This window comes from Rhizobium metallidurans, assembly GCF_014196505.1.
Lineage (GTDB): Bacteria > Pseudomonadota > Alphaproteobacteria > Rhizobiales > Rhizobiaceae > Rhizobium > Rhizobium metallidurans.
The window spans coordinates 53,884-75,284 of sequence record NZ_JACIDW010000012.1 but is presented as its reverse complement, the minus strand read 5'-3'; the positions used below and the strand labels follow the sequence as shown (position 1 = coordinate 75,284).

General features: G+C 61.6%; 27 protein-coding genes and 1 riboswitch. Of the genes, 14 read left to right on the top strand and 13 right to left on the bottom strand.

All coding sequences use genetic code 11. The annotated features are described in order from the left end of the window. Nucleotides 1-124: 124 nt before the first annotated feature. The 3 genes from GGQ67_RS17285 to traG are packed head-to-tail and all read left to right on the top strand — an operon-like array spanning nucleotide 125 to nucleotide 2,542. Complete coding sequence (locus tag GGQ67_RS17285) at nucleotides 125-412, top strand: TraC family protein (RefSeq protein WP_183901372.1); 288 nt, start codon at nucleotides 125-127, stop codon at nucleotides 410-412. After that, complete coding sequence (locus GGQ67_RS17280) at nucleotides 402-623, top strand: conjugal transfer protein TraD (protein WP_183901371.1); 222 nt, start codon at nucleotides 402-404, stop codon at nucleotides 621-623. Before GGQ67_RS17285 ends, GGQ67_RS17280 begins: the two co-directional genes overlap by 11 nt. Beyond that, the gene (gene traG, locus GGQ67_RS17275; RefSeq protein WP_183901370.1) at nucleotides 620-2,542 is read left to right on the top strand and encodes a Ti-type conjugative transfer system protein TraG; all 1,923 of its coding nucleotides are present in this window, start codon (nucleotides 620-622) and stop codon (nucleotides 2,540-2,542) included. Before GGQ67_RS17280 ends, traG begins: the two co-directional genes overlap by 4 nt. Nucleotides 2,543-2,554: 12 nt before the next feature. Here the strand turns inward: traG and GGQ67_RS25345 are convergent, their stop codons facing one another. Further along, on the bottom strand, nucleotides 2,555-2,953 hold the full coding sequence (locus tag GGQ67_RS25345; RefSeq protein ID WP_246400213.1) for a hypothetical protein: 399 nt from the start codon (nucleotides 2,951-2,953) through the stop codon (nucleotides 2,555-2,557). Nucleotides 2,954-3,372: 419 nt separating this feature from the next. Between GGQ67_RS25345 and GGQ67_RS17265 the strand changes: the two genes are divergently transcribed. Further along, nucleotides 3,373-3,639 carry a WGR domain-containing protein gene (locus GGQ67_RS17265; protein ID WP_343056523.1) on the top strand — a complete coding sequence of 89 codons (267 nt, stop codon included), beginning with the start codon at nucleotides 3,373-3,375 and terminating at the stop codon, nucleotides 3,637-3,639. A 93-nt stretch (nucleotides 3,640-3,732) separates the two neighbouring features. Here the strand turns inward: GGQ67_RS17265 and GGQ67_RS17260 are convergent, their stop codons facing one another. Both GGQ67_RS17260 and GGQ67_RS17255 read right to left on the bottom strand, forming a co-directional pair. Then, nucleotides 3,733-3,900 carry a hypothetical protein gene (locus GGQ67_RS17260; protein WP_183901368.1) on the bottom strand — a complete coding sequence of 56 codons (168 nt, stop codon included), beginning with the start codon at nucleotides 3,898-3,900 and terminating at the stop codon, nucleotides 3,733-3,735. Between the two features lie 347 nt (nucleotides 3,901-4,247). Then, nucleotides 4,248-4,571 carry a DUF736 domain-containing protein gene (locus GGQ67_RS17255; protein WP_020809989.1) on the bottom strand — a complete coding sequence of 108 codons (324 nt, stop codon included), beginning with the start codon at nucleotides 4,569-4,571 and terminating at the stop codon, nucleotides 4,248-4,250. A 36-nt stretch (nucleotides 4,572-4,607) separates the two neighbouring features. Here GGQ67_RS17255 and GGQ67_RS17250 point away from each other — a divergent pair, with 36 nt between their 5' ends. Continuing rightward, on the top strand, nucleotides 4,608-4,934 hold the full coding sequence (locus GGQ67_RS17250) for a hypothetical protein (RefSeq protein WP_246400212.1): 327 nt from the start codon (nucleotides 4,608-4,610) through the stop codon (nucleotides 4,932-4,934). A 245-nt stretch (nucleotides 4,935-5,179) separates the two neighbouring features. Here GGQ67_RS17250 and GGQ67_RS17245 read toward each other — a convergent pair whose 3' ends face one another. After that, nucleotides 5,180-5,578, bottom strand: coding sequence for a PIN domain-containing protein (locus GGQ67_RS17245; protein WP_183901367.1), 399 nt, complete (start codon nucleotides 5,576-5,578; stop codon nucleotides 5,180-5,182). Then, nucleotides 5,575-5,835 (bottom strand): type II toxin-antitoxin system Phd/YefM family antitoxin, encoded by a 261-nt coding sequence (locus GGQ67_RS17240; protein ID WP_343056522.1) that lies wholly within the window; start codon nucleotides 5,833-5,835, stop codon nucleotides 5,575-5,577. The genes GGQ67_RS17245 and GGQ67_RS17240 overlap by 4 nt, the downstream gene beginning before the upstream one ends. Nucleotides 5,836-6,067: 232 nt before the next feature. Here GGQ67_RS17240 and GGQ67_RS17235 point away from each other — a divergent pair, with 232 nt between their 5' ends. Then, nucleotides 6,068-6,301 (top strand): hypothetical protein, encoded by a 234-nt coding sequence (locus tag GGQ67_RS17235; RefSeq protein ID WP_183901366.1) that lies wholly within the window; start codon nucleotides 6,068-6,070, stop codon nucleotides 6,299-6,301. A 3-nt stretch (nucleotides 6,302-6,304) separates the two neighbouring features. Here the strand turns inward: GGQ67_RS17235 and GGQ67_RS25525 are convergent, their stop codons facing one another. Continuing rightward, complete coding sequence (locus GGQ67_RS25525) at nucleotides 6,305-6,430, bottom strand: hypothetical protein (protein ID WP_281393607.1); 126 nt, start codon at nucleotides 6,428-6,430, stop codon at nucleotides 6,305-6,307. Nucleotides 6,431-6,647: 217 nt separating this feature from the next. Continuing rightward, nucleotides 6,648-6,763, top strand: a riboswitch (TPP riboswitch). A 127-nt stretch (nucleotides 6,764-6,890) separates the two neighbouring features. Here GGQ67_RS25525 and GGQ67_RS17230 point away from each other — a divergent pair. Further along, nucleotides 6,891-8,123 carry a multidrug effflux MFS transporter gene (locus GGQ67_RS17230; protein ID WP_183901365.1) on the top strand — a complete coding sequence of 411 codons (1,233 nt, stop codon included), beginning with the start codon at nucleotides 6,891-6,893 and terminating at the stop codon, nucleotides 8,121-8,123. A gap of 4 nt (nucleotides 8,124-8,127) precedes the next feature. Continuing rightward, on the top strand, nucleotides 8,128-8,421 hold the full coding sequence (locus GGQ67_RS17225; protein ID WP_183901364.1) for an NUDIX hydrolase: 294 nt from the start codon (nucleotides 8,128-8,130) through the stop codon (nucleotides 8,419-8,421). 236 nt (nucleotides 8,422-8,657) lie between these two features. Here GGQ67_RS17225 and GGQ67_RS17220 read toward each other — a convergent pair whose 3' ends face one another. Both GGQ67_RS17220 and GGQ67_RS17215 read right to left on the bottom strand, forming a co-directional pair. Beyond that, entirely contained in the window at nucleotides 8,658-9,335 is a 678-nt protein-coding gene (locus tag GGQ67_RS17220; protein ID WP_183901363.1) for a DUF2268 domain-containing putative Zn-dependent protease, read from the bottom strand. Nucleotides 9,336-9,492: 157 nt separating this feature from the next. Continuing rightward, nucleotides 9,493-10,473, bottom strand: coding sequence for an arsenic resistance protein (locus GGQ67_RS17215; protein ID WP_183901362.1), 981 nt, complete (start codon nucleotides 10,471-10,473; stop codon nucleotides 9,493-9,495). A 132-nt stretch (nucleotides 10,474-10,605) separates the two neighbouring features. Here GGQ67_RS17215 and GGQ67_RS17210 point away from each other — a divergent pair, with 132 nt between their 5' ends. Beyond that, nucleotides 10,606-11,148 carry a recombinase family protein gene (locus GGQ67_RS17210; RefSeq protein WP_281393606.1) on the top strand — a complete coding sequence of 181 codons (543 nt, stop codon included), beginning with the start codon at nucleotides 10,606-10,608 and terminating at the stop codon, nucleotides 11,146-11,148. Between the two features lie 24 nt (nucleotides 11,149-11,172). Here the strand turns inward: GGQ67_RS17210 and GGQ67_RS17205 are convergent, their stop codons facing one another. Beyond that, nucleotides 11,173-11,355: a hypothetical protein gene (locus tag GGQ67_RS17205; RefSeq protein ID WP_183901361.1), complete on the bottom strand. Its 183-nt coding sequence runs from the start codon at nucleotides 11,353-11,355 to the stop codon at nucleotides 11,173-11,175. Between the two features lie 9 nt (nucleotides 11,356-11,364). Next, complete coding sequence (locus GGQ67_RS17200; RefSeq protein ID WP_183901360.1) at nucleotides 11,365-11,943, bottom strand: mobilome CxxCx(11)CxxC protein; 579 nt, start codon at nucleotides 11,941-11,943, stop codon at nucleotides 11,365-11,367. Between the two features lie 437 nt (nucleotides 11,944-12,380). Between GGQ67_RS17200 and GGQ67_RS17195 the strand changes: the two genes are divergently transcribed. The 5 genes from GGQ67_RS17195 to GGQ67_RS17175 all read left to right on the top strand — a co-directional run bounded on the left by GGQ67_RS17195 (nucleotide 12,381) and on the right by GGQ67_RS17175 (nucleotide 14,575). Next, on the top strand, nucleotides 12,381-12,587 hold the full coding sequence (locus tag GGQ67_RS17195) for a hypothetical protein (protein WP_183901359.1): 207 nt from the start codon (nucleotides 12,381-12,383) through the stop codon (nucleotides 12,585-12,587). Then, complete coding sequence (locus GGQ67_RS17190; protein ID WP_246400211.1) at nucleotides 12,587-13,108, top strand: hypothetical protein; 522 nt, start codon at nucleotides 12,587-12,589, stop codon at nucleotides 13,106-13,108. Before GGQ67_RS17195 ends, GGQ67_RS17190 begins: the two co-directional genes overlap by 1 nt. A gap of 82 nt (nucleotides 13,109-13,190) precedes the next feature. Beyond that, complete coding sequence (gene parS / locus GGQ67_RS17185) at nucleotides 13,191-13,676, top strand: type II RES/Xre toxin-antitoxin system antitoxin (protein WP_183901358.1); 486 nt, start codon at nucleotides 13,191-13,193, stop codon at nucleotides 13,674-13,676. After that, the gene (locus GGQ67_RS17180) at nucleotides 13,673-14,176 is read left to right on the top strand and encodes an RES family NAD+ phosphorylase (protein WP_183901357.1); all 504 of its coding nucleotides are present in this window, start codon (nucleotides 13,673-13,675) and stop codon (nucleotides 14,174-14,176) included. The genes parS and GGQ67_RS17180 overlap by 4 nt, the downstream gene beginning before the upstream one ends. A 120-nt stretch (nucleotides 14,177-14,296) precedes the next feature. Continuing rightward, nucleotides 14,297-14,575, top strand: a complete 279-nt coding sequence (locus tag GGQ67_RS17175; RefSeq protein ID WP_183901356.1) for an HU family DNA-binding protein — start codon at nucleotides 14,297-14,299, stop codon at nucleotides 14,573-14,575. A 40-nt stretch (nucleotides 14,576-14,615) separates the two neighbouring features. Here the strand turns inward: GGQ67_RS17175 and GGQ67_RS17170 are convergent, their stop codons facing one another. The 3 genes from GGQ67_RS17170 to GGQ67_RS17160 form a co-directional block, all read right to left on the bottom strand. Then, on the bottom strand, nucleotides 14,616-15,557 hold the full coding sequence (locus GGQ67_RS17170; RefSeq protein ID WP_183901355.1) for a DUF2493 domain-containing protein: 942 nt from the start codon (nucleotides 15,555-15,557) through the stop codon (nucleotides 14,616-14,618). A gap of 322 nt (nucleotides 15,558-15,879) precedes the next feature. Beyond that, nucleotides 15,880-16,932: a DUF7146 domain-containing protein gene (locus GGQ67_RS17165; RefSeq protein ID WP_210279682.1), complete on the bottom strand. Its 1,053-nt coding sequence runs from the start codon at nucleotides 16,930-16,932 to the stop codon at nucleotides 15,880-15,882. Nucleotides 16,933-16,937: 5 nt separating this feature from the next. After that, complete coding sequence (locus tag GGQ67_RS17160; protein ID WP_183901353.1) at nucleotides 16,938-21,383, bottom strand: strawberry notch-like NTP hydrolase domain-containing protein; 4,446 nt, start codon at nucleotides 21,381-21,383, stop codon at nucleotides 16,938-16,940. Between the last annotated feature and the right edge of the window lie 18 nt (nucleotides 21,384-21,401).

The following is a 21,401-nucleotide window of genomic DNA, read 5'->3' as shown; positions in this document are numbered from 1 at the left end:
CGGCCCAGCCGGAATTCCGGCATCGACGTTTTGGGACTTGTGCATGGTGACATATTTGACTACCATTTTCTAGTAAGTTAAATGACAAATGCGAAATTTCGCAATCGGACATCAGAGGCTTATCATGGCTACAAAATCGGCAATTCTGGACATCGACGCTCAAATCGAGAAGCTGCGTGAACGCAAGAAAACTTTGATAGTCAAATCAGCCGATCGCTTCGCGCGCGCCGCGACGAAGTCCGGGCTGGCGGAAATGGAGATCGCTGATGAGGAGGTCGATCGCATCTTCGAAGAGATCGCAGCGCGATTTCGCAAAGGTGAGAAGAAAGGGTCTGGTGGCTCACCTGCTTCGCCACGTGGACAGGCAAATGGTGGGGCTGGAGCGGCGACGGAGGTTCCTCATGACAGTTGAGCGAAAGAGGGAGGCGCGCGAGAAATTCGTGCTTGGCGGCATCGTGGTCAGGGCGGGCCTCTCAAAGGCCGACCGGGCGTTCCTGCTCGGCGGGCTTCTCGAACTGACGCAGGTCGTGCCAGGAACCGCTGAACATCGGCGCCTTCGCGATATCGGCGAGGTCGCCTTCAAGGCGCCCGCAACCGAAAGCTTCGCGGAGGCTGCGGAATGACGGTGAAGGCCAGACCGCATCCCAGCCTGTTGCTCATGCTCGTCCCGATCGTTGTCACCGGCTTTGCCTTCTATGTCGCCAACTGGCGTTGGCCGGAACTGGCCGCCGGCATGACAGGGAAAACGCAATACTGGTTCTTGCGCGCGTCACCATTGCCGGTGCTGTTGTTCGGGCCACTGGCTGGACTGCTGGCGGTTTGGGCGTTGCCCCTGCATCGGCGAAGACCGGTGGCGATGGTGGGGTTTCTCTGCTTTCTTTTGATGGCGGGCTTCTATGGGCTGCGCGAGTTCGTGCGACTTGAGCCGCCCGTTGAGCGCGGCGTGCTGACCTGGGATCGAGCTCTGTCCTTTCTCGATATGGTCGCGGTCCTAAGTGGGGTGGCCGGCTTCATGGCGGCCGCCGTCTCCGCTCGCATTTCCAGCGTCGTGCCCGAACCGGTGAAGCGTGCCAAGCGAGGGACGTTCGGAGATGCGGACTGGCTGCCGATGTCGGCGGCAGGACGGCTGTTTCCCGATGAAGGCGAAATCGTCATCGGCGAGCGTTACCGGGTCGACAAGGAACTCGTCCATGAGCTGCCGTTCGATCCGGTCGACCGGGCCACATGGGGGCGTGGTGGAACAGCACCGCTTCTCACCTACAAGCTCGATTTCGATTCCACCCACATGCTCTTCTTTGCCGGGTCCGGTGGATACAAGACGACCAGCACGGTCATACCGACGGCGCTGCGCTACACCGGGCCGATCATTTGCCTCGACCCATCCACCGAGGTTGCTCCGATGGTCGTCGATCACAGGCGCAATAAACTCCGGCGCGAGGTCGTGGTGCTCGACCCGGCAAATCCGATTATGGGCTTCAATGTTCTCGACGGGATCGAGACGTCGAAGAAAAAGGAGGAGGACATTGTCGGCATCGCCCACATGCTGCTTTCGGAGAGCATGCGCTTCGAGAGTTCGACCGGGTCTTATTTCCAAAGCCAGGCGCACAACCTGCTGACCGGTCTGCTCGCTCATGTGATGCTATCCCCGGAATATGATGGCCGGCGAAACCTGCACAGTCTGCGCCAGATCGTATCCGAGCCTGAGACGTCGGTGCTTGCTATGCTCCGCGATGTGCAGGAAAATTCGGCCTCCGCCTTCATCCGCGAAACGCTGGGCGTATTCGTCAACATGACCGAACAGACATTTTCGGGCGTCTATTCGACGGCCTCGAAGGATACCCAATGGCTGTCGCTCGACAACTACGCGGCGCTCGTTTGCGGCAACACCTTCAAATCGAGCGAAATCGCTTCCGGAAAGAAAGACGTGTTCCTCAATATCCCCGCGTCTATCCTGCGATCCTATCCAGGGATCGGTCGGGTGATCATAGGTTCGCTGATCAATGCGATGATCGAAGCCGACGGCGCATTCGAGCGCAGGGCACTGTTCATGTTAGACGAGGTCGATCTGCTCGGCTACATGCGCGTGCTCGAGGAGGCCCGCGATCGTGGCCGCAAGTACGGGGTCAGCATGATGTTGCTGTACCAGTCGGTCGGCCAGTTGGAGCGCCACTTTGGAAAAGATGGTGCTGTGTCATGGATTGACGGCTGCGCTTTTGCAAGTTACGCCGCGATCAAAGCGCTGGACACGGCGCGCAACGTTTCGGCGCAATGCGGAGAAATGACCGTCGAGGTCAAGGGCAGCTCCCGCAACCTCGGCTGGGATACGAAAAACAGCGCCTCGCGAAAATCCGAAAACATCAACTTCCAGCGCCGGCCGCTGATCATGCCGCACGAGATCACGCAATCGATGCGAAAGGACGAGCAGATCATCATCGTCCAGGGCCATAGCCCAATCCGCTGCGGACGAGCGATCTACTTCCGGCGGAAGGACATGGACGAGGCCGCTGAGGTCAACCGGTTTGTCAAACCGGGAAGGCCATGAGGACCGGGCGTGTCATTGCCAGTCACGGCGGCGGTATCGTTCGAAGGGGTCGGTCTCGCTGGGCGGCGTGAATCGGTCGATGAATTTCGAATAGCCGAGGGCAAACGCAATGAAGCCCGCCGCCATCAGGAGAAACACCCAGAATGGCATTCCGTTGGCGGCCTCAGGCTTGACGAAGGCAGCAAATGAGATCGGCAGCATGATGACCCCACCGAGCATCAGCACGTTGATGACGGGGCGGAACATGCACAGGAGAAAGAAGGCGAGATGCCAAGCGCAATAGAAAACGCCAAGCACGAGCCCGATGGCGAGCGTCGTGACGACGCGGGCGATGTAACGGAGCATGCGGGAGAGCGGGTTTTGCTTGTCGAGCTGACGGCCCGCGCTGGCGAGGGATTGATTTTCGTTCATCGCACCCTCTCTTTCGCTGGCGAGCCGACAGGATCAAACTAACGGATTTCAGTGAGTCTAGTTCGAGACGGCAGCTGGAGCAAGGACGGATCGGTGAAGCTCGCGAGTCCATGAGACGCCGGATCGACCACATCAAGCGCTCGGCCGGCTGGGTGCGGGAAGGGTATCCGCTTGCGACGAGGCGGCCGGTCGATCCGGCCGTCTCGTCCCCGCGAGAGTGATCGTCACCGAAGGCCGAGACGGCAGCGCCGGCTCGGGGAGCGGCGGAACGGCGCGAGTAGTGAGCGGTCGGCCGTAGGCCGGCTCGCCCGAGCACCGTTTATCTCACCTGCCCATCCATCACCAAGATGAATCGAACCATCCCGTCGGATTCAAAAGTGTCGTTGGACGCTGAAAGCGAGACAGGCGATTCTTCGGTCATGCTCGCACAGCCCTACAGCCTCTATATCGAACGCGTGGATCCCGAACGGAACATGGGGCGCTTCTATCTGCTGACGATCGAATCGACACTGTTCGGCACACCAAGACTGGTGCGCCGTTGGGGCAGGATCGGGACAGCCGGCCAGGCGAAAGTCCATCACTTCCGTCGCGAAGAGGAGGCTGTTTCTCTGTTTCTCGAATTGCTTCGCAAAAGGCGAGCGCGCGGATACAAGCCAAAACCGATCCAGACACTGGGCGATTATTAGTCCGCGAAAATTTTGATGGGGGAAGCGAAGCTTTGGTCCGTCGTGCCGGTCGATCCGGCACGACTGACCCGGATGGCAAGGCAAAAACCTCCCTCAGTGGGGAGGCTCGCCGGCGCGCTCGGCGTCTTGAGCGGCGGTCGCCGCTGCCAGTGCGGCGCGGGCCTCGTCCAGTTCCGCGATGATCTGGGCGCGCTCTGCCGGGTCGCAATGGTTTGCCTCGGCACGCAGTTCTTCAATGTGGATTTCGAGGTCGTAGGTCATCGTCGTCATCTCCTTGACAGTGTGAAAGATGACGCCCGGGGGTCGTGAGGATCGGGCCGGGTCAAGGATCGCCGCAGGCGACCGTCGGAGGCGGCGAGTGGAGGAACCGATTTTCTGGCGGCGCCCTTCAGGGCGTCGGCTGAAAATTGGCGGGGCCGCGAAGTCCTTGAGGCGGCGCGATGCTCACGGCAGACTTGACGTTCTGAGCAGACAGGGTTTGGTCTCGTTTGGCACCAAAAGGAAGGATCGCGGGCTCGATGCCCGCGCTCATTCCCGCCAATCGTTCCGGTCAATTGAACTCACACGCTAGAGCCGGCCCCGATCGCTCGGGGCCGCTCGCTTGCCGTTCAGTTCGGGTTATTCCAGAGGATCACCTTCTTGTTCGGATCGCCGCCAGGCGCCTGAGCGAGATTGCCGAAGATCACGCCGATCTCGGGGGCCTCCAGCTTGACCGAGAGATATTCCTCGCCGGTCTGGCGGGCGATGCGGTTCCAGCCTGCGCCGATCTCGAAGCCGGTCTTGCGGTGGATGACCCGGTAGTCGGGCGCTTCCTCGCTTGCCTTGTTGGCGTTCGGGACGATGGCGATCGGGGCGTTGACCCGGATGGTGGCGAAGACGCCTTCGAGGATGCCGTCGGTCTTCTGCGTCAGGGTTGCGATCGTGGTGGCCATGGTACTTGCTCCTTCGGTTGCTCGGGACCATTCCCGATGGCGCACGAAGAGACGGCCGACTGCTGCGGTCAGCTCGGGCAAAAATTTTGCGAAATTCTATTTTCCACCAGAAGCAAACAACTGAAATCGAATTTCGCAAAAATTTTGGGCGAGACTTACCCCTTTAGGGGTTGGCCGCTAAAGCAGGCGGTCGTCTATACGAGCGACATAAAACGGGAATGGTTCGGGGCAACTGAAGGGCGCGATAACCCATGGCTGCCCGGTCCAGCGCTGCGGAATATTGGCCACGCGCCTCGTGAGCACTTCGCCGCCGTCCGGGTCAACGTCATGCCCTCGCCTTGTCGCAGCTGCTGCGCGCGATGAGCACGCCTCCGCCGAGTTCACACCTTTGCGTGTCCGCGAGGTCGGCACAGTGACCGCATCGTCGCCTGCGGACCGTGCGACAATATCGGATGACGCCATTCGCATGGAGGACCGGATACGGCCTTCAGCAACTCGGCCCCAGCGCCGGCCGCCCCAGCCGCTGGTATCCGCTAGACACGCCGCCATGGCAGCGTCGCGTCCGAGCGATCGGGGGCCGGCTTCGGCGGCAGAACCAAACGCGAGGATCACAAGGCGACAGGATCCGAGCACGTCACGAACGGAACGCCGTAAAGCGCGACATGCTGATCCTGCGAAACGAAATGCGCTCCCTCCGCCACCGCCTGCGCCATGAGAAGATGATCGAAGGGATCGCGGTGATGAAGCGGAAGAGCCGCAAGAGCGACAAGATGCGCATCGGTGATATCAAGCCGATCAAAACCCTCCGCCGGCAAGATCGCAAGAATCTCGTCTAAATCGGCATCAAGCTTGCCGATCCGCAGCTTCACGGTGATTTCCCACAGGGAGACAGCACTGACAAGAACGTCGTCCTCAGAATCGCCGATAAGGCCACGCGCATGGTTCCCCAGCTTCCCGTCGTCGTTCAGCCACCACAACAAGGCATGCGTATCGAGGAGTAACCTCACGCCTCGTCTTCCATGGACGACAGAGCATCCGCCGGCAGGCTGTCGAAGTCATCGGCACCTTTGATCTTCCCGCGCAACGCGCCGGGCTTGCGAGCGACAATGTCCTTTGATGGCGGCCCGATTTCCGCGACAACCTTGTGATGGGAGGTGAGGACAAACCGCTGGCCATCCTCGACCTGCTTGAGAAAGGAGGTGATGATGTCTACTGGCGAGACTGAGGCATGGCGAGGCTCCGTTTGAGCGGGAAATGTGTACACAATTCCTCCACAATGCAAGCGGTTCCTCGGCGAGGCATGGCTCAGATCGGCACTTAAGATTTGTCACGGCAGCCTTGAACGGCGACCGGTTCGCATCATTGATGAGAACTCTGAGCGTCCACTTTCGATCTTCGGGATCGCCGACGCCAGGCCTCGGCTGCCGCGGCGGGTCTACTGCGTCCGACGAGACTGCCTATATTCCGAACATAGAAAAAAATAAAAGGAGGAAACAATGTCGACCAGACTGAGCGCATCCGAGCAGGAGTTTGCAGCGCGTCTTGAGGCGATGAGCGACGTCGAACTGTTCGAGACAAGGGACGGGCTGGAAAGCACCAGCGAGCGAACGTCCTTCGATAAAAATTGCGACACTTTCGCGAAAATCGTTCTCACCGAAAGTGTCATCGAGCGCCGGTTTCCCGGTCAGTTGCTGCAGCCCTACAAAGCCTGGCGAAAGTACAGGATCTGACGCCTAATGCAGCGTGCCTGAGATCAGCCGCTCCCGGGAGACACTCCGCATCGTGCGAATGAGGCTTTGCGCGTTGCCGAGAATCTCGGCGCTCGTCGGGTTTCCTGACGTCGCAAGCTCGTCGCGCATGACTGTCTATCTTCACCAGAGCGAGCCGGCGAAGCGGCAGCAGGGCGGCAAGCAGCCTGCTCCAGCTTTAAGGATAAGTTCCGCACCTATCTTTGTCGCGGAAATCCTGATTTTGCAGCGATGCAAAAGTCGGGATAGCGTATCGGGCAAAAAGCGGGAAGATGTTTGCAACCTCCAAAAATAGAGCGTGCTTGCCTTCTGCTCTTAAGCTATCTTTGCTGATGCCGAGGGGTGCCCCGCCAAGGGGCTGAGATACTGCTGGCAGACGCAGCGCAGTGACCCTTTGAACCTGATCCGGATCATGCCGGCGAAGGGACGGGTCTGAACGCCTCTCCTTTGCCGGCCTCTTGAGTGAGGCCGCAATGACACTGAAAAACCCAATCCCCAAATCTTGGGGCTTTGCCGATGGCTTTCGAGCAAGCCCGTCGCTAGCGACAATGCGCTCGCGGAGGGCTGAGACATGATGCGCCCTGCACCCAGATTCTCGACCATCACGCTCCTATGCGCTCTTTCGGTGGTCCCGCTTAACGTGTTCGTGCCATCGCTGGCAAATATCGCGCAGGACTTTCATACCTCCTACGCTGTCGTGAGCTTGTCGCTGGCAGGCTACGCGATCGTTGCCGTCGCGGTGGAGATGATCATGGGGCCGCTGTCGGATCGGTTCGGGCGGCGGCCGATCATCCTGGCGAACCTGGCCTTGTTCACGGCCGGCTCAATTGGCTGCGCACTCGCATCCGATATTTGGACATTTCTCGTGGCTCGTATGCTTCAGGCCACTATCACGTCCTGTTACCCGGTGGCGATGGCGGTTATCAGGGATACGGTCGGCAGGGAGCGGACGGCCAGCCGGATCGGCTATACGGCGATGATCTGGGCGATTGCCCCGATGCTCGCTCCGGCGTTCGGCGGTTCGGTGGATCAGGCTCTTGGCTGGCGGACAATCTTCTGGTGCCTTGCTCTAGCGGGAGCCGCGATGTTCACCCTTTGCTGGTTCGACCTGGGCGAAACCAACAAAGCGCGCGCCGGCAGCATTGCACAACAGTTCAGGGCCTATCCGGCGTTGTTTCGCATGCCGCGCTTCTGGGCCTATGGACTGTGCATGTCGTTTTCTGTCGGCGCATTCTACGCATTCCTCGCCGGCGCACCGCTTGCCGCGACATCGGCATTCGATCTGGAGCCGGGAGTGCTTGGCTTCTTCATGGGCGTTACGACCCTCGGATATATCTTCGGAAGTTTCCTGTCCGGGCGATATGCCGGCCGCGTGCCGCTGACAAACATGATGATCGTGGGACGCATCGTGGCGTGCGCTTGCCCTATCTTCGGCCTGACCCTGTTTCTGATCGGCTTCGGGAGTGCGCTCACCCTGTTCGGACCCTTCATCCTGATCGGAGTGGGAAACGGCCTGACCATGCCAAGCGCCAATGCCGGAATGCTCTCCGTGCGACCGGACTTGGCCGGAAGCGCCGCCGGGCTGGCCGGAGCCATGACGGTCGGTGGCGGCGCTGTCCTTTCTTCCATCACCGGGGCGGTGCTGACGCAAAACAATGCGACCTATGGCCTATTTACTATCGTTCTTCTTTCCACGGCGACCGGACTGCTGGCGGCCTCGCTCGCGGCTGTGGCCGAGAAGCGCGACCTCGCACGAGCGCCGGCAACTTCCGCGCCCGCCGCCAGCCAAGTCGAAGGAGGATGAATATATGCCTCGATTGAATCCTATCCTTGCGGCCAGCGCCGTCATTCGCGATGAAAGTAGCCGCATCCTGCTGGTCCAGCGTGCCAACCCGCCAGACATGGGGTGCTGGACGCTACCGGGTGGCCGCGTCGATCCCGGCGAAACCTTGGAACAGGCCGCCGTTCGGGAGGTTTTCGAGGAAACCGGCCTGACGATCGCGATCGTTCGGGAACTCGGGCAGCTCGATGTGCCGGACGGCAAAGGTGGGGTCTACGAGATTCACGATTTCTGGCGGAGAAGATCAGCGGCGACGCAATAGCCGGCGACGATGCGGCCGCCATCGGCTGGTTTAGCAGCGATGAGCTTCCCGCGCTTTCGTTGACGCCCGACTTACTGCAATACCTTAGCCGATATGGCGTTTATCCCTGATGTCGCGGAATTCCTGACATTTGCGAGAGGTCGGCCAGCGCTGAAAATTCTGGAGAATTTCCATCGCAAAAATCAGAGGCAAAACTCAATATTTCGCGACAGAGTTTTGCGACAGACGCGGCACGTCTACTTCGCCGCTAAAACCTTCGCCTTGAGCGCAGCCCAAAATGCTAGAACTGCAAACGGCGAGGTATCGACCATGCCAGTTGCAGCTGCCTCCGGGTTAGCTTGGCCGTAGAGACGGACCAAGCGATAGCCGATGGTGTAGCCAGCCCATCGGGGCAATTCGCCAGTGCCGTAGAACCAGGCTGCATGATCGTAGTCCTGGTTATGTTCCGCCTGATTGAGAAGGGCCGGCCAACTCCCATTGATCGATGCGCTCGCCCAAGGCGGAGCGGAAACGCCGGTGACCGTCTCAGAAAATATGTCGGCCAGTCCCTCCGACACCAAGGCCTCTCCCAATGAGAACCCATACCCACAGGCATCCCATCGCATTGCATGATGAAGCTCATGAGCGAGCGTGCGGCCGAAAACGCCTTGAGCCAGACGGTCCTCGAATCCGGGCGCTCCCGGATCGAGGTTTATCGTCACGAGCCCGCGCCTGAAGCAGGAGCCGCCAAAGCCAAGTTCGGGAATAGTCTCATCCGGTAGATAATGGACAACGACATCGATCGCGTGTCGCCGAAATTCGGGAGGCACGATCTTGTCGATGCGATCGGCAACGGCGTCGGCTTGTGTTTTCATCACAGCGTGCCAAGGAGCAAGCGATCCCTCGGCTTCAAGAAAATGGATGTTGAGCTTCATAATCGTCCAATCGAATATGGTGCCCGCCTCTTAACAGACGGCATTCTGGTTCCGAAGGTGTCGAAGACCCTTGCGGAGACGATTATGCGATGGTGACGAAGCTGATCATGAGCTTACCATGCCATGATCAGTTCAACCCGTCAAAGCGGCACGAAAGTTAGGACTTGCGCGACACAAGCGGCTCGCCCGCGCCAAGGCGCGGAATCAGCCGCATGTAGATCAGTTCGCTTATCAGCTCGACCAGTGTTTGCGTGACGATGATTGCCGGCAGGACCGGCACCGCACCCGGCACGGCGAAAGCAAGGGGCAACACCACGAGCGAATTTCTGGTGGCGGCGCTGAACGCGATCGCGCGGCCGGCCGCTGCCTCAAGGCGGAACAGCCGACCGACGCCCCAGCCGATCAAGGGCGCTAGGAGCGCAAAGGCAACGTAGATCGGCACCACGCGCAACGCCCCGTCGATCGCCGGCCCGAGCTGCGGCACCACGGCGGCAATGACGACGAACAGCACCAGCGCGGTAGCTGGAACGGGCAAGACGCCGAGAACCGTTGCAACGCGTTCACCCGCCCGGCTGCGGTTCGCCCAAATCTGCACGAGCGCGGCCAGCACGAGGGGCACCGCGATCAGCCAGACAAAGGCATGAACGAACGGCCCCATTTGCACGAGGGCCGCCGCATCGGCCCCGAGAAAGAACCCGAGATAAACCGGCAACAGCACCATTTGCAGGATGAGCAGCGCCGGCGTTGACGCCAGCAACAACCGCGAATCGGCGCGGCCCAGATGCGAGAACGTCACAACGTAGTCGATGCAGGGCGTCAGCAAGACGAACAGGACGCCAAGGCGCAACATCGGGTCGGTCGGCAGGAGCTGAACGAAGACGGCAACGAGGATCGGCACCACCATGAAATTTGTAACGAGCAGGGCCGCAAGGAACCGGACGCGGGCGAAGGCCCGTCCAAGATCGGCAAGGGGTACCTGTAGGAAGGTGACGAATAGCATCAATGCAAGCGCCGAATTCACGGCGCTCTCTAGCGCGGTCGTGCCCGGAACAAGCCATGCAATGAGAGCGGCCACAACGACCGCACCGAAATAGATTTTGACCTGCTGTGCTTCAAGTGTTTCCCGAATATCGTTCAAGTCTCTACTCTCGCTCCATGTCGCAGAAATCCCGACTTCTCTTCGAGTTTCGCAGTCGATTTTTGCGCCGCTGCAAAATATGGATATTCGCGACGAATTGCACGCGGTAGATTCAAGGCAGCGCCACAGCGAATGGAAGCCGCTTTGCTCATCGGATATGCCCGCGTCTCGACCGACGACCAGACACTAGACCAGCAGCGCACGGCGCTGAAGGCGATAGGATGCAAGCGCATCTTTGAAGAAAAGGTGTCTGGAGCAAAGCGCGATCGACCGCAACTCGCTGCCTTGCTCGATCAACTCTGCCCCGGTGACATTGTTACGGTAACCCGGCTAGACCGCCTCGCGCGATCGACGCGCAATCTTCTCGACATTGCCGAGCAACTGGATGTGGCCGAGGCCGGCTTGCGCTCATTGGCTGAGCCGTGGGCAGACACCACATCGCCGGCCGGCCGCATGGTGCTGACCATCTTCGCTGGTATTGCGGAGTTCGAGCGATCCTTGATCCATGATCGCACCAGCAGCGGCCGAGCCGCAGCAAAGGCGAAGGGGGTCCGGTTTGGTCGGCCCCCTGCCCTATCTGCGGAGCAGATCACGGTTGCGCGAAAGCTTATCAATGACGGGCAATCACCACGTCAGGTCGCTCAGATGCTCAAAGTACACACAGCGACACTCTAACCGCCATCTGACAGAGGAGAGGGTCTAGCGCCCGCAGCATGGGCAACCGTTTCCGAGTGGTCCCATGGTGATTTGTTCGGACTTCTCAACGCTTTCGTTAATTCTGCCCGTTTCAATGCTCCCATTGAGGCGTTTCCTGAATTCTTCCTGATCTTTCAGGGAGAGTTTGGCATACCCTTTGATGACCTTCCGAAGCTCTTCGTTCATTATGCTCTCCTAGTTCCCCCCACAGACGGGGCATTTCGTTTTGGGGAATAATGGCAGGCCGCGACTGTTCGGGCTTGTTTTGCATCCCGTGCATTGGCGTTGGTATTCGATCAATCCACTTCGCATGCCCAGGTTCTTTTCCTTGGAGGATATTTCCTGTCCGATGTCATGCGAGTCGATCACATCTTGCTGCTTCGCTCTCGTTGCAAATTCCGCGCCGATATCCGCAACCTGCCCCCGACCGATAACCTCCCACGCGCGTTGCATTTCATATGCGTCCCTTACAGCTCGCGCGCTATATGCAAGACCGTCATCCCAACGGCTAAATACGGCCCACAAGGCGATCAGGATCTGAACCAATGCGGCGGCAGCAAGCGCGATCTTGAGTAGATGCACGTAGTTCTCAGGTAACGACAACGTGTTTGAGCCGGCAATGGCGCCGAGAATAATTGGAATAGCAAAGCCCCAGAAATCACGGAGCTTCGTAAGAAAGCGCAGCCGCTTCAGTCTTCGAGAGAAGACCGTATATGTGCCGTGGCAATGCAGCGCATTGTTCCACGCCATTGAGCGCATCTCGTCTTCTGTCATTATCGTCCCCTCAGCCAACGCCGAACGTATGTACTTCAATTGCGAAAATCAAATGGTTGAGTGAATTTCCATCAGCAATTTCTACACGTAGGCACGCCCGTTCCGGACCAGGCTCTATTCCGCCGCGGTGCGGCTCCACGGAACCCCGTTTCGGGTTTCCGCCGACAAGCGGTGACAATCCTTCGTGCTGCCGGCATGTTGCCGGGACATGACGCGCGATTGCGCGAGTTCGTTTGTCTGATGGGGGAACCGAGGGCCTTGCCCTTCTCGCCCCCAAAATAGCCTTCCGCCCAGCTTCCTCCGCGCCCGCCTGGCGGTCGCTCCGTGCAGCCGGTTCTCCGCGAAGGCTATTTTCCCCCTCCATCCCACCGCTCGCGCGGCCCCGGGAAGCAGGACGAGGTCCTGCTTCGCAGTCCAAGGAAAGAAAGGACAAGGGAATGTGCGAACCTACTTTCGAGGAATGGTTTTTCAGCTTCGCGGGCGAGCTGGCCCGGCTCAGCGGTGAGCTGCCGGATTTTGATGCTGCCTATAACCGGTATTTCCCGGCCTATGAGAACGGCATTTGCGGCGGCACATGCGCCCGTCAGGTCGCCGGGATCGGCTCGGCCGCCGTCTATGCCGACGAGTGGGAGGACGCCGAGTGATGCGTTTCGCCCCATTACGCGATTTCTACATTCCGAAAGGCTCCGTGAAGATCGCCGACAAGGCGGGTGACGGCCTTGTCTACATCTACACCAGCGCCAAGGGCAGACCTGCCGCCATTGCCTTCCACGGCAAGGCCGCAAAGCCCGACTGGCACCACAGCTTTACCAGCACGGAGGCCCGCGAACACAAGATCAGGGAGCATTTCGAGGGGCGGCGGCGCTGGGCCGAATGGAAACAGGAACGCCGCAAAGAGCGCAAGAAGCCCCACGGTTTCGAAGTCGGCCACGTTCTCTATGCCTCATGGGGCTACGAGCAGACCAATATCGATTTCTATCAGGTGATGAAGATCATCGGCGCTCTGGTCAATAGCCGAGTCTGGTCTGCAAACTGCCTGGCTGACGTGCGCGGAACATCTTCGCTTCCGCAGGCGGTTCGTTTAAAACCATTTTCCTCCCTCCTGAGACTTTGTAAGTTTCGAGGCTGGCCCACCGATGAACGCATGGGGGTGCCGGCCACCTAATTATGAGACGCGACCTCGTCTATTGAAATGAGGTACGTCAACTGTCATATATGGAGCGTCAAATGACGCAGGAGATGTCAAGATGGCTGTTGCGGCGGAAGTGGCCCGTTCCGAAGGACGCGGTGGAGACTTGCAGAAGGTGGCAGCCTTGCTTGGCGGCACGCGCGTTCTGTCGCGCCGGCTGACAAGTGAGCTCGACGCGCACGAACTGCTTCTCCACGGCCTGCCGGCCTCGGCGGTCGATCACCTTGTCGGAAGCCTTATGTTCATCGGCAAGACCGACTCCCTCGAAAAGGCAGTCGGCATGAGCCTCAGGACGTGGCAGCGCCGAAGGGACGCACCGACCAAACCGTTGAGCCAGGAGCAGAGCGGGCGGGCGTGGAAATTTGCCGAAATCTTGTCGAAGGCGACGGACGTTCTGGGAACCCAGGCGGAGGCTGAGCAGTGGCTGGAGCGTCCGGCGATCGGACTTGACCAGCGCCGGCCGATCGACCTGCTCGGGACGCCGGCCGGCGTCGAACTCGTCGAAGACTACCTGGAGCGGCTCGAATACGGCGTCTATGCATGACGCCTCGGCCGATTGCGCTCGGCGGTACCGAACTCATCGCATGGCGTCTGGATCAAAGCAGTTTTGCACCGACATGGGATAGCGGCGAAGGCGCCTATCGTGTGGGCGGCCGCTGGAACAGCAAGGGCGTGCGCGCGGTCTATTGCTCGCTCGACCCATCGACGGCGATCCTCGAAGTTGCGGTCCATAAAGGGTTTCGTGCGCTCGACACAGTTCCTCACGTCCTGACCGCAGTGGCCATCACCGATCCCTCCTCGGTGCACGTTGTCGATCCCGCCTCTGTTCCCAATCGGAACTGGTTGCGTCCGGGAATCCCGAGCGCGGGGCAGCAGTCTTATGGAGACGAGCTTCTGCGACGCCATCGTTTCGTGGCGATCCCGAGCGCGGTATCGACAAAAAGCTGGAATCTCATCTTCGTCGCGAGTCTTGCGGCCGGCAGCTACTTTTTGAAGTTTCAGGAGGCGTTTGCCCTCGATACGCGCTTGCATCCGCCAGCATAAACGTAAAGTCACGGGAATATGTGGAAAGGTGGCTGAAGCGGCAAGAAGAGATCCGGAACCGCGTGACATCAACCGATCCGGGTGAAAGGGATCGAAGGGTTCCAAAAGAGAGGAGACCCTATGACCACCACCAACGAAATCGCAGACAAGATCGCCGCAGACCATAACCTGACCAAGGCGCAGGGCAAGGCCGTCGTCGAAGCCGTGTTTTCGGCGATAACGACAGCCGCGACATCGGGCGCCGAAACATCGATCCCCGGATTCGGAAAGTTCAAAGTCAAGGACACGCCGGAGCGAGACGGACGCAATCCAGCGACGGGCGCGGCAATCAAGGTCGCCGCGCAGAAGAAGCTTTCCTTCACTGCGGCGAAGTCCCTGAAGGATGCGATGAACAAGTAGTCTTCGACCAAGAAAGCGTCGACGGAAGTGACGATGGCGCTCACGCGCCATCTCCTTTGAGTTCCCAGACATTGATGCCGAGCCGGCGGGCCTTGTCGCGAAGGTTGTCGGTGATGCCGGAGCCGGGAAAGACGATGACACCTGACGGCATGACCGCCAGCATCTCGTCGTTGCGCCGAAACGGGGCGGCCTTGGCATGTTTCGTCCAGTTCGGCTTGAAGGCGATTTGCGTCACCTTGCGGGATTCGGCCCAGCAGGCGGCAATGCGTTCGGCACCTTTCGGCGAGCCGCCGTGCAGCAGGATCATGTTCGCGTGCTTGGCATGGGCCTTGTCGAGCGCGGCCCAGATCCGCTCGTGGTCATTGTAGTCCGTGCCGCCGCCGAAGGCGATCTTCGTGCCGGCCGGGATCAGCACCTCCGTCTCGGCGCGCCGGCGAGCAAACAGGAAGTCTCTGGAGTCGATCATCGCCGCCGTCATGTTGGCGTGGCTGACCTTCGAGCCGGTGCGCGGCCTCCATGCCGATCCGGTCTGCGCCTCGAAGAGGTCGGCGGCATAGTCGCGCATGAACTCGAAGGCGTTGCGCCGTTCGAGGAGTGTGATGCCTTCTGTGACATGGCGCTCAAGCTCGACGCTCTTGACCTCCGACCCGTCCTGCTCGCGCTGCCCGCTGCGCTGGGCGTCCTCGTTGCGCTGAAGCTCGCGCTGGATGCGTTCGCCGGCGCGGTGGAAGAGATTGACCGTCGACCATAGCAGGTCTTCGAGATCGGGCTCCAGCCGCGTGTCGCCGAGCATTTCGAACATCGCAGAGAACATCGCGGTCAGCGCCGACTGGACGACCGGCTCCTCGGGCAGCGGGCGCGGGTCCGGCTCGTCCTGGAAGGGGCGGTAGCCAAAGACTTGCATCTCGTAGATGAAGCGGTCGGTCGGGGAAGATGCGTGATGGGGCTCGAAGGCGTCGTCGGCTGGAAGGATGAGGTTCATGATGGTCTCCGTCGGTTTGGGCCGCGCCTCTCGCGGCCTGACGGCGATCCCTGTCCAGGCAGCGGGCGGGCCGGAACAGCGAGCGCAGCGAAGCGGCCCAGCGCAGCGCCGGGCGGTTGAGGGAGGGTTTCTTGGCCTGCGAGGAGCGCCGGCTTGCCGGCGCGGGGAAGAAACCAGACCGATCCGCTGAAGGCCCGACAGCCGCCTGGTAAGGGTCGCCTCTCGGCAGGCCCGCAGGCGCGCCACACCAGGAGGGAGACCGGCAGGGACCGGCCCTGCCAGCCACGCCGCGCCCTCACCCGCCGTCCCCTTCGCGGCCGCATCACGCGAGAAGAGGGGCCCAGGCGTCTTCCGGTGCAAGCTGGCCCCGGAGATTTGCGATCAGCCTGTCAGGTCCAAGCCGGCGCAGATCCTCGTTGAAGTCGCCGAGTTCCGGGGTGAGCACAAGCGGCAGGATGCCGAGCGCCTGCGCCCGGCGGCTCAGTCCCTCGATGCCATGCCGGCCGGCGGCATCCGCGTCAGCGGCAACGTAGAGGCGTAAGCATCCGGCCGGTGGCCGGAAGGCGGCAAGGTGATTGGCCGTCAGCGCCGAGACCACAGGCATGCCGGGCATTACATGCGAGAGCGACAACATGCTTTCGAGGCCCTCGCCCGCCGCCATGACAGGTACGAGGCCATCGACAGGAAAGCGGAAGCGCACGGCGTTGCCAAGCAGTCCGCCCAGCGCACGGCGGGGATCGTCGACCCTTGCCTTGCCGTCGCCATCGGGGTCGAGCCAGGTGCGATGCACGCCGGTGATCGCCCCGGCTTGATCGGTCACGGCGGCGATCAGCGCCGGATAGCTGCTGGTCATGCCGCCGACGAGATCGCGATAGTAGCAGGACGGGTGGAAGCGGAGCGCGGGATGCGACGATGCCCGCAGGATGCCACGCTGACGCAGATAGCTGTCGGCCAGCGTGCCGGAGAGTGGCTCTGTCATGCGGAACAGACGTCTTGCTCGGTCCGCAGCCGGCCTTTCGGCTGGTCGGCTGCCGAGGGTATCGTCCCTGCGGGACGACACCGGTCTTGGTTGGGTCGAGTCGGGCTGAGGTTCGTTCAGGAAACGCCGTGCCTCATCGGCGACGTCGCGGAAATCGACCAGTCCGCAGGATTCCCGCACGAGATCGAGCAGGTCACCATACTGGCTAGTCGCCGCGTCTGTCCATCTGCCCTTGCGAGGCCCGGCGAGATGGACGTAGAGCGACTTGCCCTTGCTGTTGGCGACGTCACCAACGATCCAGTAGTTGCCGGCCCGGCGGCCGGCGGAGAGGTAATGGCGGCAGACCGCCTCGGCATCGCGCGCGAGACGGTCGGCAAGTTCGGAAGCGGACAGCATGATGGTCACCCCCGGCCGGCGACGTCGATGACGCGATGGCGTTCGAGGAGGCGCGACAGGACCGCCTGCCCGTCATCCGACGCCGGTATGAAGAAGCGGAGCTTCCAGGCAATCATCTCGGAGAAGAGACCCATGGATCTCAGCCGGTCGCGCATGCCGTCGGTGAAGCCGGTGAGCTCGACGCGATAATCGTTCATCACCCGCACACGCCGCAGCGTCATGTCGCCGGCGAGTGCTACGACCGCGGAACCGGCGAGCAGCGATTGCCACACCTCGGCGGCGCTGACGACCTCCGTCTGGTCGAGCCCGAAATTGCGGCACAGCCGGGCGAGCCCTTCGGACGAGATCAATCGGCCGACGATACGCTCACCGTCGTCTGTCTGAAGACGATACACCCGGCAATAGTCCTGCGGCAGGAGTTTCCAGATCGGCAAGAGCAGGCCGGAGACGACATGCATCGTCGACAGGGAGAACTCCGGGAGACCGGCGACTTCGGTGTTCCATGCGGCGGAAAAGCCTTGGTCATCCGTCTCCTCCCAGTTCGTCTCTTCGAGCTGGCGCAGTTCGAAACGGATCTCGTCCATCGGCCGGATCAGCGCGACGCGGGGCTGCACCGACCCGTCGTCAAGCATGATCGAGCGCGTCTGGATCCGAACGGCCGGACGGCCCGACTTGGCGTTGACCATCAGCCTCGCCCGCGGATCGCGCTCGACCAATCCTAGGGCATCGGCAAGCAGCATCGGCTTGTTGCGATCCATGCGTTCGATAGTGAGGAGGTGCGACTGCGCGCCGGTGACGGGATGAGTGTAGATGAGCCTGCGGTCCTTCACCGTCATTCGGTCCGCCGTCAGCGTCTCAAGCCCCCTGTCATAGACGCCGGCGGCGATCGCCCCTTCGATGCGGGCCGCCAGAAGTTGTTCGAAGGCCTCGAAAAGCAGGTTCTGCATGGCGATCGTCAGCGCCAGCATGCGGTTCAGGAAGGTGTGGATCGGCGGCAGTTCGTCCTTGAGCCCGCCTTCGTCTGACGTCAGCGACAGGCCGGTGATCGCCTCGAATGTCTCCAGCGAGCAGCCGGCGACGCCGCCGCCGTGGATCAGCCTGTAGAATTGCCTCAGCGCATCGCGGGCATATTGCGATTCGAGGTTGTCCTCGCTCCGGAACATCCCCTGCCCGCCCGTCTGACGTTGCCCGCGGGTGATGGCGCCGAGCGTGTCGAGACGCCGGGCAATGGTCGAGAGGAAACGCCGTTCGGCCTTGACGTTGGTGGCGATCATCCGGAATTTCGGGGGCTGCGCCTGGTTGGTGCGATGGCTGCGGCCCAGACCCTGGATGGCGACGTCGGCACGCCAGCCGGCTTCGAGGAGGTTGTGCAAGCGCAGGCGCTGGTTCTTAGCACCGAGGTCGGCATGGTAGGAGCGCCCCGTGCCGCCGGCCTCCGAGAAGACCAGAATCGGCTTCTCGTCGTCCATGAAGGCGCGCGTCTCGTCGAGATTGGCGCTACCCGGGCGGCTTTCGACGGCGAAGCGGTCGATCCTGCCGCCGTCGTCACGGCGGACGATGCGGCGCGTGCGGCCGGTGATCTCTGCAACCTGGGCAGTCCCGAATGTCTGGACGATCTGATCGAGCGCGGTCGGGATCGCCGGGAGGCTGCCGAGCCGTTCGAGCAACGCGTCCCGGCGCGCCACCGCCTCGCGGCACAGGACCGGATTGCCATCGGCGTCGTAGACCGGCCGCGACAGGAGATTGCCTTCGGCGTCGGAATATTCCTCGAAGAGCTGTGTCGGGAACGAGTTGTTGAGGTATTCGGCGACGATCTCGCGCGGCGTGACGTCGACCTGGATGTCACTCCATTCCGCGGTCGGGATCTCCGCCAGCCGGCGCTCGGTGATCGACTGGCCGGTGGAAATGATCTGGACGATCGCCGCGTTGCCCTCTTCCACATCCGACCTGATCGCGCTCATCAGCGCTGGTGTCTTCATCGATGTAAGGAGATGGTTGAAGAAGCGCTGCTTGGTGCTTTCGAAGGCGGAGCGCGCGGCCGCCTTGGCCTGTCTGTTGAGTGTGCCGCCGCTGGAGGTGATGCCGGACGCCTCCAGCGCCTGATCGAGATGATTGTGAATGACCTGGTAGGCTTCGGCGTAGGCATCGTAGATGCGAACCTGCTCCTCGCTCAGTTCGTGTTCGAGGATGTCGTACTCGACACCTTCGAAGGACAGCGAGCGGGAAGCGTAGAGCCCCATCGCCTTGAGATCTCTCGCGAGCACTTCCATGGTCGCCACGCCGCCGTCCTCGACTGCGGCAACGAACTCGGACCGGTTCGAAAACGGGAAATCGGCGCCGCCCCAAAGGCCAAGGCGTTCGGCATAGGCGAGCGACTCCACCTCCGACGCGCCGGTCGCCGAAACGTAGACGACGCGGGCATCGGGCAGAGCGCGCTGCAGCCGCAGGCCGGCGCGGCCCTGTTGCGAGGCCGACTTTTCGCCGCGCTCGGACTTGCCGCCGGCGGCATTGGCCATCGAGTGGCCCTCGTCAAAGACGATGACGCCATCGAAATCGTGCCCCACCCAATCGACAATCTGCTGGACGCGCGACCGCTTGCCCTCGCGCTCGTCGGTCCGTAGCGTCGCGAAGGTGACGAACAGGATGCCCTCATCGAGCTTGATCGGTTTGCCCTGGCGGAAGCGCGACAGCGGTGTGACCAGCAGCTTCTCCTGTCCAAGTGCTGCCCAGTCGCGCTGGGCGTCCTCGATCAGGGTCTCGGACTTGGAGATCCACAGGTGCCGGCGACGGCCTTTGAGCCAGTTGTCCAGCAGGATGCCGGCGGCCTGGCGGCCCTTCCCGGCTCCGGTGCCATCGCCGAGAAACCAGCCGCGGCGAAAGCGGCGGGCGCTTTCTTCGCCTGACTTGACGGCTTTCAGGTTGTCGAAGGATGCATCGACCGACCAATGGCCGGCGAGATAACCTGAATGCGCCTCGCCGGCATAGATGACGCTTTCAAGCTGGGCCTCGGAGAGGTCTCCGCTGGTGACGACACGCTTCGGCAGGTGCGGACGATAGGTCGGCTTCGGCGGCGCGACCGATCCCATGGCAACGGATTCGACCAACTTGTCCGGATGCGGTCTTGCGCCCGGAATGTGGATCGCCTGCAGCCGATACGGCTCGTAGATACCGTCGGCGACTTCGCCGCGGCTCATCGGCACCTCATTGTGCAGTTCATAGGAGAGTTGCACGACCTCGTCATCGATATGGGCAGGCAACGAAGGCGCGGCGGACGCGGGACGGGGTGGATGAGCAGCCGGTGACGGGTGGGTGCCAGGAGCGGCGACCGCTGCGGGGCGCAGGGTCTCACTGGCTCTTCGGGCTGCCATCTTCGCCGCGCAGGCCCGCAGAATGCCGTTGGACAATGCGCCGATAGAGTTCGACGCGGTCGACGGCGAGCGAGGCTGCAAGTCCGAGATCCACGAAAGCAAGGTTTCCAGATCGGGGGCGACACCGTGCGAGGCGATGAGGCGTGTCGGATCGGCGACGGCGATCTTGTCGATCACCGTCAGCCGCGTTTCCATCGTCGTGCCATGCCGGGCATAAACCGAGCCATCGATCGCGGCGCTGAACAGAATCGTGCCACGGTCCTGCAAGCGGACGAAGGCGTCGCGCCATTTGAGATTGTCGGGAGAGAGACTTGAGCCGGTGATCGCCACCAGTCGGCCGCCGGGGGCAAGCCGCGCGAAGGCGGAGGCGAGATGACGCCATGCGGCGTCGGCCATGCGGCCTTCGACATGAACGCCGGCGGAGAACGGCGGGTTCATCAAGACGACGGTCGGGCGGATCGAACGATCGAGATAGTCATCGATGTGGGCTGCGTCGTGATGCGACACGGTCGATCCGGAGAAGAGCTCCTGCAGAAGGCCGTGGCGGACCGGCGCATATTCGTTCAGAGAAAGGCGCGCATGCGCGAGTTCGGCGAAGATCGCCATCAGGCCGGTCCCGGCGGAGGGCTCGAGCACGGTATCGTCCGCCATGATGCCTGCGGCGCGGGTCGCGACATAAGCCAGTGGCATCGGCGTTGAAAATTGCTGCAGCTGCTGGCTTTCCTCCGAGCGCCGCGTGTGGGTGGGGATCAAGCCCGCCACCTTGGCCAGCATCGAGAGCGTCGCCTGTGGCGCGTCTGCGCGGGCGGTGATCGCCGCGCCGAACTTGCGCAGAAACAGGACCTGCGCCACTTCGGTCGCCTCGTAGGCGTCTTTCCATGACCAGAAGCCTTCGGCGTCCGAGCCGCCGAAGATGTTCATCAGAATGGCGCGGAGATCGGCTGCGCCGATGGGCTGGCCATGTTCGAGAGACGGCAGAAGCGCGTGACCGGAGCGGAAGAGTTTGCCTGCTCGGCTGGTGCTATCGGCGGGAGCGAGCGAGGCGGTGGTGGCGTTTGCGACGCGGGAAGGAACGATGTTCATGGGAAACCCTGTCGAGAG

What these genes read in the sequence shown, in the direction of transcription:
- GGQ67_RS17285 (WP_183901372.1), top strand. Translation starts at nt 125, where the DNA reads ATGGCTACAAAATCGGCAATTCTGGACATCGACGCTCAAATCGAGAAG.
- GGQ67_RS17280 (WP_183901371.1), top strand. Translation starts at nt 402, where the DNA reads ATGACAGTTGAGCGAAAGAGGGAGGCGCGCGAGAAATTCGTGCTTGGC.
- traG (WP_183901370.1), top strand. Translation starts at nt 620, where the DNA reads ATGACGGTGAAGGCCAGACCGCATCCCAGCCTGTTGCTCATGCTCGTC.
- GGQ67_RS25345 (WP_246400213.1), bottom strand. Translation starts at nt 2,953, where the DNA reads ATGAACGAAAATCAATCCCTCGCCAGCGCGGGCCGTCAGCTCGACAAG.
- GGQ67_RS17265 (WP_343056523.1), top strand. Translation starts at nt 3,373, where the DNA reads ATGCTCGCACAGCCCTACAGCCTCTATATCGAACGCGTGGATCCCGAA.
- GGQ67_RS17260 (WP_183901368.1), bottom strand. Translation starts at nt 3,900, where the DNA reads ATGACCTACGACCTCGAAATCCACATTGAAGAACTGCGTGCCGAGGCA.
- GGQ67_RS17255 (WP_020809989.1), bottom strand. Translation starts at nt 4,571, where the DNA reads ATGGCCACCACGATCGCAACCCTGACGCAGAAGACCGACGGCATCCTC.
- GGQ67_RS17250 (WP_246400212.1), top strand. Translation starts at nt 4,608, where the DNA reads ATGGCGCACGAAGAGACGGCCGACTGCTGCGGTCAGCTCGGGCAAAAA.
- GGQ67_RS17235 (WP_183901366.1), top strand. Translation starts at nt 6,068, where the DNA reads ATGTCGACCAGACTGAGCGCATCCGAGCAGGAGTTTGCAGCGCGTCTT.
- GGQ67_RS25525 (WP_281393607.1), bottom strand. Translation starts at nt 6,430, where the DNA reads ATGCGCGACGAGCTTGCGACGTCAGGAAACCCGACGAGCGCCGAGATT.
- GGQ67_RS17230 (WP_183901365.1), top strand. Translation starts at nt 6,891, where the DNA reads ATGATGCGCCCTGCACCCAGATTCTCGACCATCACGCTCCTATGCGCT.
- GGQ67_RS17225 (WP_183901364.1), top strand. Translation starts at nt 8,128, where the DNA reads ATGCCTCGATTGAATCCTATCCTTGCGGCCAGCGCCGTCATTCGCGAT.
- GGQ67_RS17220 (WP_183901363.1), bottom strand. Translation starts at nt 9,335, where the DNA reads ATGAAGCTCAACATCCATTTTCTTGAAGCCGAGGGATCGCTTGCTCCT.
- GGQ67_RS17210 (WP_281393606.1), top strand. Translation starts at nt 10,606, where the DNA reads ATGGAAGCCGCTTTGCTCATCGGATATGCCCGCGTCTCGACCGACGAC.
- GGQ67_RS17205 (WP_183901361.1), bottom strand. Translation starts at nt 11,355, where the DNA reads ATGAACGAAGAGCTTCGGAAGGTCATCAAAGGGTATGCCAAACTCTCC.
- GGQ67_RS17200 (WP_183901360.1), bottom strand. Translation starts at nt 11,943, where the DNA reads ATGACAGAAGACGAGATGCGCTCAATGGCGTGGAACAATGCGCTGCAT.
- GGQ67_RS17195 (WP_183901359.1), top strand. Translation starts at nt 12,381, where the DNA reads ATGTGCGAACCTACTTTCGAGGAATGGTTTTTCAGCTTCGCGGGCGAG.
- GGQ67_RS17190 (WP_246400211.1), top strand. Translation starts at nt 12,587, where the DNA reads ATGCGTTTCGCCCCATTACGCGATTTCTACATTCCGAAAGGCTCCGTG.
- parS (WP_183901358.1), top strand. Translation starts at nt 13,191, where the DNA reads ATGGCTGTTGCGGCGGAAGTGGCCCGTTCCGAAGGACGCGGTGGAGAC.
- GGQ67_RS17180 (WP_183901357.1), top strand. Translation starts at nt 13,673, where the DNA reads ATGACGCCTCGGCCGATTGCGCTCGGCGGTACCGAACTCATCGCATGG.
- GGQ67_RS17175 (WP_183901356.1), top strand. Translation starts at nt 14,297, where the DNA reads ATGACCACCACCAACGAAATCGCAGACAAGATCGCCGCAGACCATAAC.
- GGQ67_RS17170 (WP_183901355.1), bottom strand. Translation starts at nt 15,557, where the DNA reads ATGAACCTCATCCTTCCAGCCGACGACGCCTTCGAGCCCCATCACGCA.
- GGQ67_RS17165 (WP_210279682.1), bottom strand. Translation starts at nt 16,932, where the DNA reads ATGCTGTCCGCTTCCGAACTTGCCGACCGTCTCGCGCGCGATGCCGAG.
- GGQ67_RS17160 (WP_183901353.1), bottom strand. Translation starts at nt 21,383, where the DNA reads ATGAACATCGTTCCTTCCCGCGTCGCAAACGCCACCACCGCCTCGCTC.